Origin of the sequence: Flavobacterium psychraquaticum (assembly GCF_034497725.1) — a bacterium.
Lineage (GTDB): Bacteria > Bacteroidota > Bacteroidia > Flavobacteriales > Flavobacteriaceae > Flavobacterium > Flavobacterium psychraquaticum.
Map to the genome: position 1 here is coordinate 75,873 of NZ_JAXKVR010000021.1, position 18,721 is coordinate 94,593.

At 34.0% G+C, this 18,721-nt stretch carries 14 protein-coding genes; 3 read left to right on the plus strand and 11 right to left on the minus strand.

All coding sequences use genetic code 11. The features are described 5' to 3' along the window. Positions 1–150 precede the first annotated feature (150 nt). Positions 151–900: an MlaE family ABC transporter permease gene (locus T1L09_RS02045; RefSeq protein ID WP_322549275.1), complete on the plus strand. Its 750-nt coding sequence runs from the start codon at positions 151–153 to the stop codon at positions 898–900. Beyond that, positions 897–1,667, plus strand: coding sequence for an ABC transporter ATP-binding protein (locus tag T1L09_RS02050; protein WP_322549276.1), 771 nt, complete (start codon positions 897–899; stop codon positions 1,665–1,667). Before T1L09_RS02045 ends, T1L09_RS02050 begins: the two co-directional genes overlap by 4 nt. Here the strand turns inward: T1L09_RS02050 and T1L09_RS02055 are convergent. The 11 genes from T1L09_RS02055 to porU form a co-directional block, all read right to left on the minus strand. Further along, entirely contained in the window at positions 1,660–3,045 is a 1,386-nt protein-coding gene (locus T1L09_RS02055; RefSeq protein WP_322549277.1) for a DUF389 domain-containing protein, read from the minus strand. The genes T1L09_RS02050 and T1L09_RS02055 overlap by 8 nt on opposite strands. Beyond that, entirely contained in the window at positions 3,045–4,103 is a 1,059-nt protein-coding gene (locus T1L09_RS02060; protein WP_322549278.1) for a mannose-1-phosphate guanylyltransferase, read from the minus strand. Before T1L09_RS02060 ends, T1L09_RS02055 begins: the two co-directional genes overlap by 1 nt. 44 nt (positions 4,104–4,147) lie before the next feature. Beyond that, positions 4,148–4,750, minus strand: a complete 603-nt coding sequence (locus T1L09_RS02065) for a SprT-like domain-containing protein (protein ID WP_322549279.1) — start codon at positions 4,748–4,750, stop codon at positions 4,148–4,150. 166 nt (positions 4,751–4,916) lie between these two features. Further along, entirely contained in the window at positions 4,917–5,603 is a 687-nt protein-coding gene (locus T1L09_RS02070) for an SDR family NAD(P)-dependent oxidoreductase (protein ID WP_322549280.1), read from the minus strand. After that, positions 5,593–6,555, minus strand: a complete 963-nt coding sequence (locus T1L09_RS02075; protein ID WP_322549281.1) for a M28 family metallopeptidase — start codon at positions 6,553–6,555, stop codon at positions 5,593–5,595. Before T1L09_RS02075 ends, T1L09_RS02070 begins: the two co-directional genes overlap by 11 nt. A 59-nt stretch (positions 6,556–6,614) precedes the next feature. Continuing rightward, positions 6,615–8,222 carry a S41 family peptidase gene (locus T1L09_RS02080; protein WP_322549282.1) on the minus strand — a complete coding sequence of 536 codons (1,608 nt, stop codon included), beginning with the start codon at positions 8,220–8,222 and terminating at the stop codon, positions 6,615–6,617. Between the two features lie 65 nt (positions 8,223–8,287). Further along, positions 8,288–9,898: a 2-oxo acid dehydrogenase subunit E2 gene (locus T1L09_RS02085; RefSeq protein WP_322549283.1), complete on the minus strand. Its 1,611-nt coding sequence runs from the start codon at positions 9,896–9,898 to the stop codon at positions 8,288–8,290. A gap of 4 nt (positions 9,899–9,902) precedes the next feature. Next, positions 9,903–10,901: a pyruvate dehydrogenase (acetyl-transferring) E1 component subunit alpha gene (gene pdhA / locus T1L09_RS02090; protein WP_322549285.1), complete on the minus strand. Its 999-nt coding sequence runs from the start codon at positions 10,899–10,901 to the stop codon at positions 9,903–9,905. A gap of 158 nt (positions 10,902–11,059) precedes the next feature. Beyond that, positions 11,060–11,539 (minus strand): cytidine deaminase, encoded by a 480-nt coding sequence (locus tag T1L09_RS02095; protein WP_322549286.1) that lies wholly within the window; start codon positions 11,537–11,539, stop codon positions 11,060–11,062. A 66-nt stretch (positions 11,540–11,605) separates the two neighbouring features. Next, positions 11,606–12,802 (minus strand): type IX secretion system outer membrane channel protein PorV, encoded by a 1,197-nt coding sequence (gene porV, locus T1L09_RS02100; protein ID WP_322549300.1) that lies wholly within the window; start codon positions 12,800–12,802, stop codon positions 11,606–11,608. A 39-nt stretch (positions 12,803–12,841) separates the two neighbouring features. Beyond that, the gene (porU, locus tag T1L09_RS02105) at positions 12,842–16,723 is read right to left on the minus strand and encodes a type IX secretion system sortase PorU (RefSeq protein ID WP_322549287.1); all 3,882 of its coding nucleotides are present in this window, start codon (positions 16,721–16,723) and stop codon (positions 12,842–12,844) included. A 209-nt stretch (positions 16,724–16,932) separates the two neighbouring features. Here porU and gldJ point away from each other — a divergent pair, with 209 nt between their 5' ends. Then, a complete protein-coding gene (gene gldJ / locus T1L09_RS02110) occupies positions 16,933–18,651 on the plus strand; it encodes a gliding motility lipoprotein GldJ (RefSeq protein WP_322549288.1) in 1,719 nt (572 codons plus the stop codon). The last annotated feature ends 70 nt before the right edge of the window (positions 18,652–18,721 follow it).

Sequence of the window (18,721 nt, forward strand, 5' to 3'; positions counted from 1 at the left end):
AAAAAGATATAGTGGACAGCACGGCCTGAAAGGAAACGCCCTAATAATTAGTGTTCAGTATTGAGTTGTAGTAAGCAGGTTTCAGAAAAAAACATAAGACATAACGCAAAACTCAGAAGTTCTTAGTATTTTTGAGGATATTTTAAAACTATGATGTTAATTCGCTACCTATCGCAAATAGGGAAATATTTTATTATGTTGAAAGAAATTTTCAACAAGCCTACCAAATGGTCGGTGATGAAGCAACTTATATTCAAGGAAATTGATGATTTAATTATTGGTTCGCTTGGAATTGTAGCTTTTATTTCGTTTTTCGTGGGTGGTGTTGTGGCGATTCAAACAGCGCTAAACCTTACTAATCCGTTGATTCCTAAATATTTAATTGGTTTTGCAACAAGACAATCTGTGGTTTTAGAATTTGCTCCTACATTTATCTCGATTATTATGGCGGGAAAAATGGGTTCGTTCATCACTTCAAGTATTGGAACGATGCGCGTGACCGAGCAAATTGACGCGTTAGAGGTTATGGGCGTAAATGCGCTAAATTATTTGGTGTTTCCTAAGTTAATTGCCTTGCTTTTATATCCGTTTCTTATTGGTTTGAGTATGTTTCTCGGCGTTTTTGGCGGTTGGATGGCAGCTGTTTATGGAGGTTTTACAAGTAGCACAGAATTTGTGGCGGGACTTCAAACCGATTTTATTCCGTTTCATATTGCTTATGCTTTTATAAAAACAATTGTTTTTGCTTTATTATTGGCCACGATTCCTTCTTTTCATGGTTTTTATATGAAAGGTGGCGCTTTAGAAGTGGGACAAGCTAGTACGGTTTCCTTTGTTTGGACTTCGGTAGTGATTATTTTAATGAACTTTATTTTAACCCAACTTTTATTGAGCCAATGATTGAAGTAAAAAACATCGTAAAAAAGTTTGGCGAACAAACTGTTTTGAAAGGAGTTTCGACTCGCTTTGAAGCTGGAATGACTAGTTTAATTATTGGACAAAGTGGTTCTGGAAAAACTGTTTTCTTGAAATCTCTTTTAGGAATTCATACGCCAGAAAGCGGAACAATTTCGTTTGATGGTCGAGTTTATTCGGAATTATCAAATGACGAAAAAAGAGAATTGCGCACGGAAATAGGAATGGTTTTCCAAGGAAGTGCCTTATTTGACAGCATGACGGTAGAAGAAAACATAGGTTTCCCGTTGAAAATGTTTTCCAATAAAACCCCAAAAGAAATTAAAGAAAGAGTCGATTTCGTAATTAATCGTGTGCAATTAATCAACGCAAATACCAAACGTCCTTCTGAAATTTCGGGTGGAATGCAGAAACGTGTGGCGATTGCTCGTGCTATTGTGAATCATCCAAAATATTTGTTTTGTGACGAACCAAACTCTGGTTTAGATCCAAAAACAGCGATTGTAATTGACAATTTGATTCGCGAAATTACGGAAGAATACAACATCACAACCGTAATTAACACGCACGATATGAACTCGGTAATGGAAATTGGCGAGAAAATTGTGTTCTTAAAAAATGGTTTATTGGAATGGGAAGGTTCTAACAAAGAAATTTTCAAAACCGATAATGAAGCCGTTACCGATTTTGTATATTCCTCTGAACTGTTTAAACGCGTTAGAAAAATGTATTTAGAAGACGATGTTATTTAATAACAATTACACTTTCATCTTTTAATTTTTTACGAAGCCAATTTTGAAATCGTAAATTTTCGAAAGTTTTAATATCAGGCTTCACTTGGTTTTTCCAAATAATTTCAAAAGTTGGAATAGTATCAATTGTAGAGAAATTCGTACTGATTGTTTCCGAATAAGCTACTTTTTCTACGTTAGCATTCAAAGCCTTAATTTCTTCGGCAATTTGTCTAAACGGAAAAAGCATTTCGCCTTTTTTATGTAATTGATTTTTTAAGTCGAAAATTTCTTTGTCTTTGTTTAAAAGTAATTGATCTTTCTTTACTAATAATTGCTGGTTGGATAAAAATGAATTTTCAATTTCATTAATTTTAGACATAGTTTCTAAATTTCCTGCATCTTGAAGCACTTTAAATTTCACATCATCATAACCAAAAGATTTCATTTCAGATTTAAAATCCTGAATATCGGTTTGCATAATACTCTTCCCAACTACAGCAAATTGAATTTCTTTTTTATTAAAATTCTTGCGAACATCTAGAATTAAAATTCCTTTTTCAGTTCTTAATTTATCGATCAAAAGGTCTGATTTTTGATTAAAGTCGGACTTTTTATACAATTGATAAAACATGTAAATGCTAGGAATTAAAATGACCATCGCAAGAAAAGATATGATTTGAGAAATTCTTTTTCTACGTTGCGAATTTGCATACATTTCATAAGGAAATTTCAAAAAACGAACTACAATAAAAGTAGCCGATGCAATAAAAATTGTATTGATGGAGAATAAAAACATGGCGCCTCCAAAGAAATCCCATTTGCCCGTTGCCAAACCATAACCTGCGGTGCACAGCGGCGGCATTAAGGCCGTTGCAATAGCCACACCCGCAATGGTATTAATCGATTTGTTGCGTCTGCTCAGTGCAATAATCAGCGCTAAACCTCCCGAAAGCGCAATGATGACATCTCGAACATCTGGAAAAGTTCTAGCTACCAATTCGGGTGTTTCTTGTTGGAACATGGGAATACTAAAAAACAAAAACGATGTTAAAAGGCTTAAAATAACCATTACTCCAAAGTTCTTGACTGCTTTTTTTAAAAAATCAATATCATTAATTCCAAGCGATAACCCCATTCCTAGAATTGGTCCCATTAAGGGCGAAATTAACATGGCTCCAATAACTACTGCAGTAGAACTGGTATTCAAACCAGCAGACGCCACTAGAATAGAAAAAATCAAAATCCACGCATTCTGACCTCTCATGTTTACACCTGATTTGATGTCTTCAATCGTGGCAGCATGATCGGTATCTTGAAAAATATCAAAGGTATCTATAAGAAATAGCTTGACAGTCGAAACCGTTTTTTTAAAAAAACTTTGATTATTCTCCTCCATTATTTATTAATTTTAGAAACTATACTCTTAATCTCTTGTTCTTTATTTTTTGGATAAATCAATAAAACATCATCTTTATCTACTATAATATAATCTGTTAATCCGTCAATTACGACCAACTTTTTTCCCTCGGTTCTGATTATATTATTAGATGCATTTTCTAAATAAACTGAAGCATTTACTACTGCATTTTCTTGCTCATCTTTAGGTAATTTATCATATAAAGACCCCCAAGTGCCTAGGTCATTCCAATCGAAAGTTGCGGGTAAAACAAACACATTTTGTGCCTTTTCTAAAATTGCATAATCGACCGAAATATTTTCGGCCAACGGATAATTTTCCTTTATAAATGCAGCTTCTTTTTCGGTATTATACAAATCATAACCCGTCATAAAATGATCAAACATTACGGGTTGAAACTCCGCAAAAGCTTGTAAAACCGTTTTAGCACTCCACACGAAAATACCGGCATTCCATAGATAATTTCTACTTTGGATGAACTTTCTTGCAGTTGCATAGTCTGGTTTTTCGCGAAATTGCTTCACTTTTTTGATCGCTCTCGAATCTAATTTATCAAATTCAATATAACCATATCCGGTGTTAGCAAATGTTGGAAGAATTCCTAAAGTCATTAGGTTTTCATCGCGTTCACAAAAATCAAAAGCGTGTTGCAAATTAGCACAAAACTGCATTTCATCATCTATCCAGTGGTCTGAGGGCGCCACCACCATAATAGCATCTGGATTTTGTTTCTTAATTTTTAGAGAAGCGTATAAAATGCAAGGTGCTGTATTTCGCATTACAGGTTCTAAAATAATTTGCTCTTGTTTTACCAGCGGCAATTGTTCTAAAACAATATCATTATACAATTCATTCGTAAGAATCAATATATTTTCTTTTGGAATAATCTGAGAAAGTCTTGTGAATGTTTTTTGAATTAAGGTTTCACCCGTTCCTAACATATCGTGAAATTGTTTTGGAAATTCGGTTGTACTTACTGGCCAAAAACGAGAACCTACTCCACCAGCCATCAATATTGCGTAATAATTTTTATTCATTATAAGTTATTTTCCAGAAAGCTTTCGCCTCAAGTTAATTTAAATTAATTGGGTAACAATTCTACTTCGGCATTAGGTTGAAACAAATACATACGTCCGGAACTAACTTCCATACATTCATATCGTTTTACGCGAAGTGCGATTTTTTTAAAAATTTTTCCGTTGTGAATTCTAAAATTACTTCCCATCGGAATCTCAAAGATATAGTTTTTCTCGGTTTCTTTCTCGTCAAACGCTTTTAAAGCGATAGCTAACTTTGCATCGGTATCACTACTCGCTTTTGGATTTCTAAAATGTCTTGCCAATAAAGGCAATAATTGATTTGGAAATATTTCTGGTCGAATAAACGGAACCATTAATCTCTGAAAAGTAGTTTTCCACTCTTCGCCGTGTGGTTTTATCATTCGTCCATACTTCTCAAAAGCCACCAAATGTGCAATTTCGTGAATTAAAGTAATTAGAAAACGATATTTATTTAAACTTGAATTGACGGTAATTAAATGAAAACCTTGTGTGTCTTTACGATAGTCGCCGTGACGTGTTTGACGCTCATTTACGATTTTAAGATGCACGTGATTGGCTTTGATTAACTCAAAACAATTAGCAACTGCGTGTTCGGGTAAATATTTTTGTAATACGTTACTCATTATTCTATTTCATCCTTTTAGTAAAACTTTACATTTGGAGTTCACATTTTCAAGTGTCTGCTATTTTTCGGACAACTGACTTTCTAATTTTATTATTTTCGATTATAAATCATTCCATTAGTTCCTCTGCAGAACTTTTTTTACTGAAAATACAATTTACGAAAAATTATGGAGTTGATGCCGAAACTTGTAATACTTTTCCGTTGTAAAATTTATTTCCCGTCAAGCCAAAATCGTAAATATAATCGGCCATTTCTTTTGCAGAAAGTGGCGCTTCATATCCTGGGAAAGCTTCTTGTAACATTTCTGTATTGACCGCTCCAAGTGCTAAAACATTAAATGCAATTTGTTGTTCTTTGTATTCTTCCGCTAATACTTCCGACAATGTAATTACAGCGCCTTTACTTGATGAATAGGCAGCTAATCCTGGAAATTTTGAGCTTCCTTGCACGCCGCCCATCGAACTAATGGTTACAACGTGACTTCCTTTGGGTAAAAATGGAATACAAATTCTAGTCAATTCGGCCACAGCAAAAACATTGACTTTATAAACTTGCTCAAAATCGGCTGGTGTAATTTCTTTGTAAGGTTTGTTCACTAAAGAACCCGCATTGTGAATGATAATATCAACTTTATTATGCCAAGAATTTTTAATAAAATTCTCAACTTGTTGTAATTCTTTCATAATAGATACATCAATAGACAAAGATGTAATGTTTGAATTTGCAAGAAGTAGGTTTGAAATTTTACGAGAAATAGCTAAAACCTGATAACCTTCATTAGCAAACTTCAAAGCCAATTCTAGTCCAATTCCGCGCGATGTTCCGGTAATAATTATATTTTTATTTTTCATTTAATTTTATTTCTTTAGCTGGCGTATTAATCATTTTTTCTAATACTGGAATTGTTTTTGAAATTACATTTGCCATGTGTTTTGTGTTCATTAATTCAAATTCATCGTCAGGCTGGTGATAAAATTCGAAATTTTCAAAATCAAATGTAGAAACGGTATGAGAAGGCACATTAAACTCTGTAAAAAAAGGGTAATTATCAGAAGCTCTAAACAACATATATCGCATTTCGACAGGTAAAAAACCTACTAATTTCTCTCCGGCATATTCATTCATTTTGGCAGCCATATTACTTCTTCCAAAACCAGTTAAATACATATCCATTCCTTTATCTTCCATTGGAACCCCAATCATTTCAAAGTTAAACATAAAATATAGATCCATATTTTGTTCTTTCAACTTTGTTGCTAAATGTTTCGAACCTAAAAGTCCTTTCTCTTCGGCCGAGAAAAATACAAAAAGTATGCTTCGTTTATTGTTTTTAAACTTAGCAAAATACTTAACAACTTCGGTCACAGCAGTTGTTCCGGATGCATTGTCGTTCGCACCATTTGCAATATCATCTCCGTTCACAGCAGCAATTTTGCCAATATGGTCATAATGTGCACCAATAATTACGAACTCTTTTTTAAGTTTAGGATCTGATCCTTCAAGATAACCTACTATATTATAAGTTGTTTTGTCATAATTTGATAAAGTGTCGCGATAGGTTTTTAAATAAGGTTTAATTCCATTTTCGTTCAAAATGTTTTCTAAATAAACCGAGGCTTTTTCAATTCCTTCACTTCCAGAATCTCTACCTTCTAATTCATCTGAAGCTAAATAGGACAATGTTTTAATAACATTTTCTTCTGAAACCTGATAAGTAGCGCTTACTGCTTTTGATTCAGCTACTTTTTCTTGTGTTTTACAAGACAAGATAATAAAAGGGAGTAAGAATAATATTTTTTTCATAATTTTAAAGTTTAACTGAATTTGATACTGTATTGCGATTTCAAATAATAAATAATAGTTTATTCCGTCTTTTTTAAATTTGCTAAAATCCACTCGATATGCGGATCTGATTTGTCAATAATTTGTTCAGGTGTTTCAAGAATAGAAACATCGGGCATAATTCCTCTTCCAAATTCTTCTGTTTTTCCTGTTGCAGCTATTTTTTGTAAACCTACTCTCACTTTTAATTTCGAATTAGGCAATGTTAAAACTGGCATTGTTCCCGCAACTGTTCCGTTATAAGTTCCGCCCGTTTCTTCCCCAATAAATGTTGCGCGATTGGTACTTTTTAAATTGGATGACAAAATACAAGAAGCCGAGAAACTTCCACCATTTATAAGGACAAATAGCTTACCATCAAATCGGTTTGCTTTAGGTTCGGTAACTTTTGTCTGTTTGTTGAAAAGATAATATTCATCGTTTTTTCCTTTTCTAACCGAAACTATCCCTTTTACTGTAGTGTATAAAATAAATGGTGATAAAACTATTTTCCCAGCAAGAGGAATTGCTCTCAAACGATTAGTAGCAACACCCGTTCTGTTGGTCACTTTTATAGTATCAATAAAAACAAAAGGTTCTGGGGTTAAATAGCTGTATAAATTATGAATTTCTGCTAAACTTCCTCCTCCGTTATTTCGTAAATCTATAACTAATGTTTTTACTTTATTTTGTTGTATTTCGTTAAAAATACTGTCATAAGCTTTTTTATGTTGGCTGTGTTTGAAACCTTTTATTTTTAGAACTGCCACAGTAGAATCGCTAAGAATATAACTTAAACTTCTAGTGTAATCTTTTGATATCGAGTTATATAAAAAATATTTGTTCTTTTTACGTTCAATTTTAGCTTCTTTTTTCTTCTGAGCTTTTTCTGCTTTTGTCAATGCAATTTTCACAGGAGCTATTGAATCTTTCTTACTCAACAAAGAGTCAATTTCTTTTTTACCTGGTTTGGTTCTAGCTAAAATACGTTCGTAAATACTGTCTTTGTATTGTAAAACAAAATGTATACTGTCTGACATTTGTTTTTCTCCAACTAAATAAGAAGTAAATCGCGAAGCAAAACCGTGTGATAAATAAGTAGTATTTAATCCATCTGAAGTATAAGTGTTTTTATATTTCTGATGCAATTCTTTAGGAGAAATATTTTCAACACTTATTATTTTTGAACCTGACAACAATAAGGAATCTTTTGTGTAATTTTTATCTAGATAAAGTTCATCGTTATAATATTTAAAAGTAACAAGATTCAATGGGTTTTGTCCTTTCTTTTCGAGTTTTTTACGCTCCTTTTTTTCTGTTTTATTCACTAATGGCATCATTCCCATATGACCTTGTTTTACGGATGCAACAACAGGACTAATCTTGAAATAAAACTCATTAGGCGTTAAGGGCTCTGTAATTGTTGTGCGCAAGCTATCAAATTTATTAGCTAAAGCCTCTTTAGAAATATACCAGTCTAATGCGGGATGTAATTTATTTATTTTATACTCCACATAATTAATGTCTGACTGCAAATCAGCAACACTAACTTTTGAAGCCAAATGACTGTTGTATTTTTCAACCGAACTGCATTGAATGTGAGCTACGATAAAATAAAGCGAAACGAAAATTATAAATTTTACTCTCATAAAAAAATTACATAAAAAAGTCCCGAAGAAATTCGGGACTTTAAAGATATTTATTTTTTTTAGAACTATGCTAACATCGTCACAGGATTTTCCATAAACGCTTTAAACGTTTGTAGGAATTGTGCTCCTGTTGCGCCATCAACTGTTCTGTGATCACAAGCTAAAGTAACTACCATCGTGTTTCCTACAACAATTTGACTGTTTTTAACTACTGGTTTTTCAACAATAGCACCAACAGATAAAATAGCTGAGTTTGGCTGATTGATAATTGAAGTAAACGATTGGATTCCGAACATTCCTAAATTAGAAATTGTAAATGTACTTCCTTCCATTTCAGAAGGTTGAATTTTTTTAGATTTTGCTTTTCCTGCTAAATCTTTTACGTTTCCACCTATTTGAGTTAAACTCATTTGGTCTGCAAATTTCAATACTGGAACCATTAAACCATCTTCAACTGCTACGGCAACTCCGATATGAACGTGATGATTAATCACCATTGCATCTTCTCTCCATTGCGAATTTACTTGTGGATGCTTTTTCAATGCCATCGCACTCGCTTTAATTACCATATCATTGAATGAAACTCTCGTTTCTGGTAATCCGTTTATTGTATTTCTTGAAGCAATTGCATTATCCATATCTAACTCAATAGTTAAATAATAATGCGGTGCCGTAAATTTAGATTCTGCTAAACGTCTCGCAATGGTTTTACGCATTTGCGAATTTTTAATTTCTTCTTGGAACACTTCACCTGCTGGTACGAAAGGTTTTACAGCAGCTACTTTATTTGTAGCCTCTGCAACAGCTTGACGTGGCGTTGCAACAGTCGATGGAGTGAAATTCTCTATATCGCTTTTTACAATTCTTCCATTTTCACCCGAACCTTTTACTTGTGACAAGTTAATTCCTTTATCTGCAGCAATTTTCTTCGCTAATGGTGAAGCAAAAACTCTACCGCCAGAAGCTTGAACTGGTGCATTTGAGATTGTTTCCATTGAAGTAACAGGTTTAACTTCCTCCTCTTTTGGAGTTTCAGAAGCTGTTCCTGATTTATAATTTGCTGCAATTGCTGAAACATCAGTTCCTGCAGGTCCTAAAATTGCTAAAATTGTATCTACTGGTGCAGAATCTCCTTCTTGAACTCCAATATATAATAAAGTTCCTGAATTGAATGATTCAAATTCCATTGTCGCTTTATCGGTTTCGATTTCGGCTAAAATATCACCTTCACTTACAGAATCACCTACTTTTTTCAACCAAGTTGCTACCGTTCCAGTTGACATTGTATCGCTTAAGCGCGGCATTGTAATTACTTTTACTCCAGCTGGCATTTCTGCACTTTTTGGAGATTCTTCAGATTTTGATGCTGTAGCAGTTGCCTCCTTTTCAGTTTCTTTTTCAGCAGTATTTTTATTTAATAGTGCTGAAATATCTTCTCCCGCAGTTCCAACGATTGCTAACAAAGAATCGACTGGAGCTGATCCTCCTTCTTCAATTCCAATGTGTAATAAAACACCGTCATAAAAAGATTCAAACTCCATAGTAGCTTTATCGGTTTCGATTTCGGCTAAAATATCACCCGTTTTTATGGTATCACCCACTTTTTTTAACCAAGTTGCTACAACTCCTTCCGTCATTGTATCACTCAAACGGGGCATTGTTATAATCTGTGCCATATTCTTATAATTTATGAGAAATGAATGGATAGTTTTCTTGTTCGTATACTACATCGTATAACTGATTTACTTCTGGGAACGGCGATTCTTCGGCGAATTTCTCACATTCGGCAACTAAATCAGCTACTCTTTTATCCATTACTTCAATTTCTTCCGTTGTAGCGTAATTATTTTCTTTAATGACATCTAGCACTTGTGTTATAGGGTCAATTTTTTTATACTCTTCTACTTCGTCTTTTGTTCTATATAATTGCGCATCAGACATAGAATGTCCTCTGTAGCGATATGTTTTCATTTCTAAGAATGTTGGACCATCGCCACGACGTGCTCTTTCCATTGCTTCATGCATTGCTTCAGCCACTTTAATAGGATTCATTCCGTCAACTGGTCCACAAGGCATTTCGTATCCTAAACCTAATTTCCAAATATCCGTATGGTTCGCTGTTCTTTCTACCGAAGTTCCCATTGCATATCCATTGTTTTCTACAATGAACACAACTGGTAATTTCCACAACATTGCCATGTTAAATGCTTCGTGCAATGAACCTTGACGTGCAGCACCATCACCGAAATAAGTTAAAGTAACACCACCAGTTTCAAAATATTTATCTGCAAAAGCAATTCCAGCTCCCACCGGAATTTGAGCGCCAACGATACCGTGACCGCCATAAAAGCGATGTTCTTTTGAGAAGATATGCATAGACCCGCCCATACCTTTTGAGGTACCAGTTACTTTACCATATAACTCAGCCATTACCTGTCTTGGGTCTACACCCATTCCAATAGGTTGAACGTGATTACGATAAGCGGTAATCATTTTATCTTTTGACAAATCCATAGCATGCAAAGCACCAGCCAAAACTGCTTCTTGACCATTATATAAATGTAAAAATCCTCTAACTTTTTGTTGGATATAAACTGCCGCTAATTTGTCTTCAAATTTTCTCCAAAACAACATATCTTCATACCATTTAAGGTAAACTTCTTTGGTTATTGGCTTCATTATGTTTGATGTATTTAATTCAATTTTATTGCAATAAGATTAGTTTCTTTTCACAATTTTACGAAAAGCAAAAATACTACATAGAACCTTACTGAAAAAATTAAATTCTATGATTTTTTGTTTTTTTATGATAATTCGCAAATATAACTCCGAAAAAGCTATAGATTATTTTTATCGAAAACTAAAGGAAGGATATTTTGTAGCGAATCCGATTTATAAATTACTCCTTTTGCTCCCATAAAAAAAAGCTCAATTGAAGTGTCTTGTTTTAGTTCATATTCTGCAATAGATTGGCGACAACTTCCACAAGGCGGAATTGGTTCTACCAGATCGCGATCAATAGGAGATGCAGTAATGAACATTTTTAGCATTTTTGCCTTTGGGTACTGTGCTCCTGCGTAAAAAATAGCTACGCGTTCTGCACACAAACCAGACGGATAAGCAGCGTTTTCTTGATTGGAGCCTTGAACTACGATTCCGTTGTCTAACAAAAGAGCAGCGCCAACCGTAAATTTTGAATAGGGCGCATAGGCTTTGCTTCTAGCTTCAAAAGCTTGTTCCATTAAATTAGTTTCTACTGAAGATAATTCTTCTTTCGACAATACTGAAATGATTGTGTTTATTGAAATTTGTTTCATAAGTAAGGAAAAAAAATCCAAATTCTAAGAGAAGAATTTGGATGTTTATATAATTTTTATGTTTGTTTAAAGTTCATCGTAACTATCACCAAAATTGAATGTTAGTGAGAAACGAAGTGTGTTTTCAAGTGGATTTCTAACTTTTGATGCTGAGAATAAATAAGATACATCAACTTTTACCACATTATATTTAAAACCCGCACCTAAGGAGAAAAATTTTCTTGCCCCTTTTAATTCGTTTTCATTAAAATATCCTAAACGTAATGCAAATGAATCTTGGTACATATATTCTGCTCCTAAAGCCCAAGTAAATTCTTTTAGTTCTTCTGAAATGCCATCGGGTGCATCGTTGAAGGATTTAAAAATTCCTTCTGACCAACCAATTTTTCTGTATGCTAAACTAGCGGCAGCGTAAGCTGTATTTTCTTCACTCGCACTAATATCTCCATCGCCATCGATATCAACAAGCACTACTTTTGGAGGAGTTGGCACTAATAATTTAGTAACTTCGGCTGTTAAACCAATTTTATTATATTCATCGAATATAAAGTCAAAACCACCACCTAAACGCATATTTGCTGGTAGGAAATTTGAAGAACTTTCTAGATTATCTTGATCGTAATTGATTTTTGGTCCTAAATTCTGAAAGTTAAAACCTGCTCTCCATCGCCCATTAAAATCATCATAAGCTAATTCTTCTGACTGAAAATATCCAGAAACATCGACCGCAAATGAGGATGCTGGAGAGGCATCACCTGTATCTGATGCGATTTTTAGACTAGAGCGAATATACCTCGCGCCAATTCCCATTGCAAAACGATCACTTAATTTTAATGAATAAGAACCATCTAAAGCAAATTCGTTTGGGCTAACTGTATTCAAGGGTTGGCCAACCGCATCTGTTAATTCGATATCTCCTAAACCAAAATAACGCAACGAACCAGCGAACGCACTTCGTTCATTTATTCTGTTGAAATACGTAATTTGCCCTAAAGAAATATCATTTGCAATACTTGTTAAATAAGGTGTATAACTTACAGAAAAACCTTGTTGCTGCAGTGAAAATGCATATTTTGAAGGGTTATATTGTTGCGAAAAAGCATCTGCCGAAGTGGCTACTCCCATATCAGCCATACCCGCAGAACGAGCATCAGCAGCAATAAGCAAAAAAGGTACACCTGTCGTGATTACTCTATTATCTCCTTGAGCTTTTACGATCTGACCGATAAATAATAGTGACACTACTAAAGCAATTTTTTTCATTTTATTCATAGTAATTAATTTAACAAATATAGTATTTTATTACAGGATTACAAGTTTCTCATATTTTTCTGCCGATTTTCCTGTTGTAACTGATTTAACTTTTAATTTATAAACATACACTCCTTTACCGATTCTATCACCAAAATCATCCCTACCATCCCATGTAATTTCTCTACATAAAAAACCTTCGGTAACAACTTGCTGATTGATAGTTTTTACTAATTTGCCCGAAATCGTCAAAATTTGAACTTGCACGTCTAATTGCTCAAATGGCATATTATGATTGAACCAAAATTCAGTATAATTGACAAATGGATTTGGATAATTTAGCACCTTATCTAAACGCAAACCATCATCCGAACAAATGGCATTAAACTGAATTTCGGAAGTAACTAAATTATTATAGACATCCCAAGCTTTAAACAAAATCGTGTGCAATCCTGGCGCTAAGTCTCTGAATGGAAAACGAACAAAGCCTTTTGTGTAATCATCGCTTTCAGTTTCATAATATTCATTTAGAACGTAAGGCTTGGTTTCATCACCATCTAAGATAGCAATGATATCATGTCCTATTCCACTTGCAGTATTAATTCCGTTTTCATCGGCTAAAAAAGCTAGTAATATTGGAGCACAATTTGTTATTCCACCAGATGCAAAACTTTCATCATTCATGTGCAGTTTTACCGTTGGCGGATTCGTATCACTTGTAGCATTTACGTTAACCCCACCAATTTGGATTGTTTTATCGTAACCCGTTTGATTTTCTAAAATGGGATTGCTTCGTTTTGCATAAAAACTAATTTTTCCATTACCCACAGGAATTCGGATATCTTGTGGCACAACAAAACTAAATTCAAATTGTCCATTTATAACAGAAGCATTTCCTCTAAAAACGGTTTCTCCTAATGTTGTGAAATTCATTTTTATCAAGCCATTTGAATCCGCAACACCATTATTCCCTAAAGTACTTCTATTTATATCTTTATCAAAAATTTGAACTGCTAAATCACCATTATAATTAGCCAATAATACATCATTTTCATCTTTAATTTCTCCTGAAATCTTCACCAAACTCAGAGCCTGAAGAACCGGTAAAGGTTGACCCACCAGAATATCGTTTACCTTAGTTAAAACAACTTTTGGTTTTGGAATTGCTAATTTCAACGCTGGATCACCAATATAAAAAACAACTCTTCTGTTATCAGAACCTGTAAATAATTTTGTTACTCGCAATGCTTCTGCTATGGTAGGATAGTCATTAGATCCAAAAGCAAATAAGTTTTGACTCAGTACATTATTCATATTAAGCCCTGTTGTTACACCGATTTGTCTAGTAGTAGCAATCATCGCTGCTGCACCACCTGCATTGTTCCAGTACATATATTCGCCACCTGTGAATCGATTTGGATCATCAAAACGAGTAAATTCGCACGTAATTGTAATAAACAATGGATATCGATATTTATTAGTTAAGAGCTGCGCATCTAACTTTTCAAATAATCTTTCTCTACCAAGAGACTCTTCATTTCCGTGTCCGAAATAATTAAAAACCAAACCGCCTAAAGCTAAAGCGTCCAAGAAATCTTTTTTAGCTTCAGGATAGCGTTCCCCACCAGCCGCTACTTGCTGTACATAAGCATCCGTATGAATTTTTTTTACGTTTATAAAGGGCTTCTGAGTGGCTAATACATCTGCTAAATTATTTAGCCCTACTTGCAATGTAGCGTCTGTTGCATTATCAGCATCATCAGAATATACTACGTAATTGTTTCGCCAACGTCCGTATGATTTTTCATCGTGATACTCGATAACTTTATTCACCATTTCTTGCGCTTGAGCAGGTGTAGACACTAACATTCTTCCTACAGCGATGTCAATTCCATCAAAACTACCGGTCATAGTTCCTTCACCATCGTCCATTAATCCGAAAAAGTCATCCGACATAAAACTCGAGTATAATGAAATATTTGCATTATTATTGTTTTCTGCATCCGCTGGGTCAAACCCATGAAAAACAGGAACGATGTTGTTGTTGTTGGTTATTCTTTTTTTATAATCATAAGAAGCATCACCGAAAAGATTCACATATTTTACTCTTTTATCTGGTGAAGATGCGTTCCAATAAACATATTTTACTAAATTTCTAATCGCTGCAATATCTTGTTTTCCCGAAGAGAATTCTTGATATATATTTTCCAAAGTTACTACTCTAACCGTAAGTCCTGAATTTGTTCTATGAAAATTAGCCAATGTTTCTGCTTGGTTTATTAAAAACTGTGGCGTAAATATTAAATAATCTACATCTTCAAAATTACCTGAAAGATCCTTAAAAATAGTCCCTTTTATATTTTGATTTACTACCGCTGCCGCTGCTTCTTTTAATGGAAAGTAAAAATCATTAGCATCAACAGCTACATATTTTTTCACAGCTCCTAAATTTATTTTGAAATTAAAATTAGCTCCAAAAATATTTTCATATTTTGCAACATTATAAATATCGGTAACATCCCAGACCTGAGATATTGCAGCTGCATTCGTAATATTATAGGAACCAACACCGATGTTAGCTTGTTCGGCCTCGTTAAAAAATAAAAATTGCTTTCCATAACCAATTAAATTTCTCTTCGCTTTTAAGCGGATAAAATCTAAGTACCCATTAGAACTTGGAACTCCGCCATTGTTATAAGTTAAGTTTATAGAAATAACTGGTGAAGTTGAAGTAAAATTTGCATTTAAAGTTGTTTCATAACCTTCCGTACCACTAAAGGCAATTAGCGGAAAAAAAGAAATCGAGCCTATATTAGCACCATTCGCTTTGAAATTAAAAGATGAATTTCCGAAAGATTTGGAAGCGGTATTGATTTTAATTCCGACCGGAACACTTGTATCTAAATTTGGAATTGTGAAATCAAATGTTTGGGTGTTTTCAACATTAAATTGTTCGCCAAACCATCTTCGTCCCACTTTTCCTACATTCACTAAATCTTTTTCGTAGGTTATAACATCATCAAATTGCGTAAAACTTAAAGTTGCATTTCCCGAAGGCTCTGTCGCGTTTGTAATACGCTTACCGGTTCCGCTGTTTGCAGTAACGTAATAATAAGACTTGTCTGCGAATAAATTTACGCTAGTTAAACTTTCAGTATTCCAAGTATCAACACCTTCAGCGTAAAACAATATATAATCCGCATTATCAAAAACACCGTCTTCTTCTCCTATAAATTGCACAGCATTTTCCTCCAAATCCATCGGGTAAGAGGTATCGTTTAATAAAGGCAACATTCTCCCACCATTTCCGTAAATCTTAATTGATCTGGGATCTACAGCCACATTTAGACCTAAACTTTGTAAAAAAGATTTTGAAATTTTGTAAACACCCGATTTCTCAACGTAAAAACGATACCAACTGCCAGAAGCTAAAACAGAATTTGTAACCGACGAAACAGAAGAGGAACTTTGATTATTTGTGCGATTTAAAACTAAATTGGTGGTGATAGAATAAGTAATTGATATAACTTTTTTATAATTTCCGTTCTCTTTAATAATAGGACTAAAAACCAAAAGCCCTTTAAATTCGCCTCTAGCATTAATAGCTTCAAGTTTAGCATTAATCGACGAAGGAATAGCTGATCTATCTAAATCATATAAATCGGCATCGGTTATATTTAGGTAGTTTATATTTTTTATTTGTAGCGCTTCTTTTGGTAATAAACCCGGTAAATCGACAACCTGTCTAAAAGATACCGCTTTCGTAGCAACATTAAAATTAAAATTTTCGGATTGAAATTGAGGAATATTAATTGTGGTTTCGCTTAGATTGTATATAGTTGGTAAATTCCAATTCAATGCAATTGTTTCAACTTGTTGAGCAAAGCAATTACTAACAAATAAAACTGTTATATATAGGAGTGTATTTTTCATCAGTATAAAAACGCAGATTTAAAATTTATATTACAAAGAGAAAAAAATATTTCATTTAAATCTAATTTTTATAATAAAATAAGCTTAATTTCGTTCTAGTAAAAAGGATTTTAACAAAATATTAATTTTTTTTTACAATTAATTAAAAATGTGTTGCATATTAATACTTAATTATTATCTTGCGACTCGAATTTATTACCTACTAAAGTATGAAAATTAAGAAAATTATGGCTTTGAAAATGTTAGTAATAGTAGCGCTAACATTAGGTTTTACAGGTTGTAGCAAAAAAGGAAGCACGAAAGGCGGATCTTCAGCTACAGGGTGGAAAATTAACGACAAGAAGGGTGGTTTCCAGTTTAACGACAAGTACAAACAACAAGAAACTCCTCCAGGAATGGTACCAGTAGAAGGTGGAACTTTTACGATGGGAAAAGTACAAGATGATGTAATGCATGATTGGAACAACACTCCTAATCAGCAACACATTCAATCTTTCTACATGGACGAAAATGAAGTAACTAATAAAATGTATTCTGAATACTTATATTGGGTAAAAACAGTTTTTCCTCCGACCGAAGAAAATTACAAAAACATTTATAACGGAGCAATTCCAGATACTTTAGTATGGAGAAACCGTTTGGGTTATAACGAAACAATGACTAATAACTATTTGAGACATCCAGGTTATGCTGATTATCCGGTAGTTGGTGTAAATTGGATACAAGCAACTGAATTTAGCAAATGGAGAACTGACCGTGTAAACGAAGGTATCCTTGAACGCGAAGGCTACTTAAAAAGAGACAACAAAATTCTTTTAGGAACTGAAGTAACAGCTGAAAATTCTTTTAATACAGAAGCGTATATTAATAGTCCATCTACATCTTTTGGTGGAAATGAAGAAATTGTTCTTAAAAAAGAAGCTGGACGAGGAAGAAGAGCTGCTGCTGAAGATGCAAAGAACGTATATGCTCAAAGAAGTTCTGGGTTAATTACGCCAGAATACAGACTTCCTACAGAAGCGGAATGGGAATATGCTGCTTTAGCATTAGTAGGAAACAGAGAATACAACATTTACAAAGGTCAAAAGAAATACCCTTGGAGTGGTCAGTATACTCGTTCTTCAAAAAGACAATACAGAGGAGATCAATTAGCTAACTTTAAACAGGGTAAAGGAGATTACGGCGGGATTGCAGGATGGTCTGATGATGGTGCTGACATCACAAACAAAGTAAGAAGTTACGGTGCAAACGATTTCGGCTTATATGATATGGCTGGTAACGTTGCGGAATGGGTACAAGACGTTTACAGACCTATAGTAGACGACGAAGCGAATGACTTTAACTACTTTAGAGGTAATGTTTATACTAAAAATAAAATTGGTGCAGACGGAACAGTTGAATTAGTTACTTCAGAAACGATTAAATATGATACTTTAAGCAATGGTAGAATCATGGCAAGAAATTTCCCTGGACAAATTGCTCAAGTTCCAGTCGATGAGAATGAAACTTACTTAAGAACTAATTTCTCAACATCTGACAACAGAAATTACAGAGATGGTGATAGACAATCTACACGTTTCTTCAAAACAGGTGGTTCTGATGAAGAGAATGCAGATAATGCAAACGAAAAAAACAGAATGTACGAATCTCCAAAGCACAAAATTACTGCTAGTGTAGATTCTACAAGCACTGAAAAGAAAATGCTTAAACAATATGACAAATCTGATGAACGAACTTCATTAATTAATGATGACGTAAGAGTTTACAAAGGTGGATCTTGGAGAGATAGAGCATACTGGTTAGACCCAGCTTCTAGAAGATACTTCCCACAAGATATGGCAACTGATTACATTGGATTTAGATGTGCAATGTCTAAAGTTGGACCAAAATCTAACAAGAAAACTCCTAGAGGGAATCCTACAAAATAATTTTTCATACAAAATACTTTAGAAAGCCCTTTTTTACGAAAGGGCTTTTTTTTATCTTCGTTTATCACTA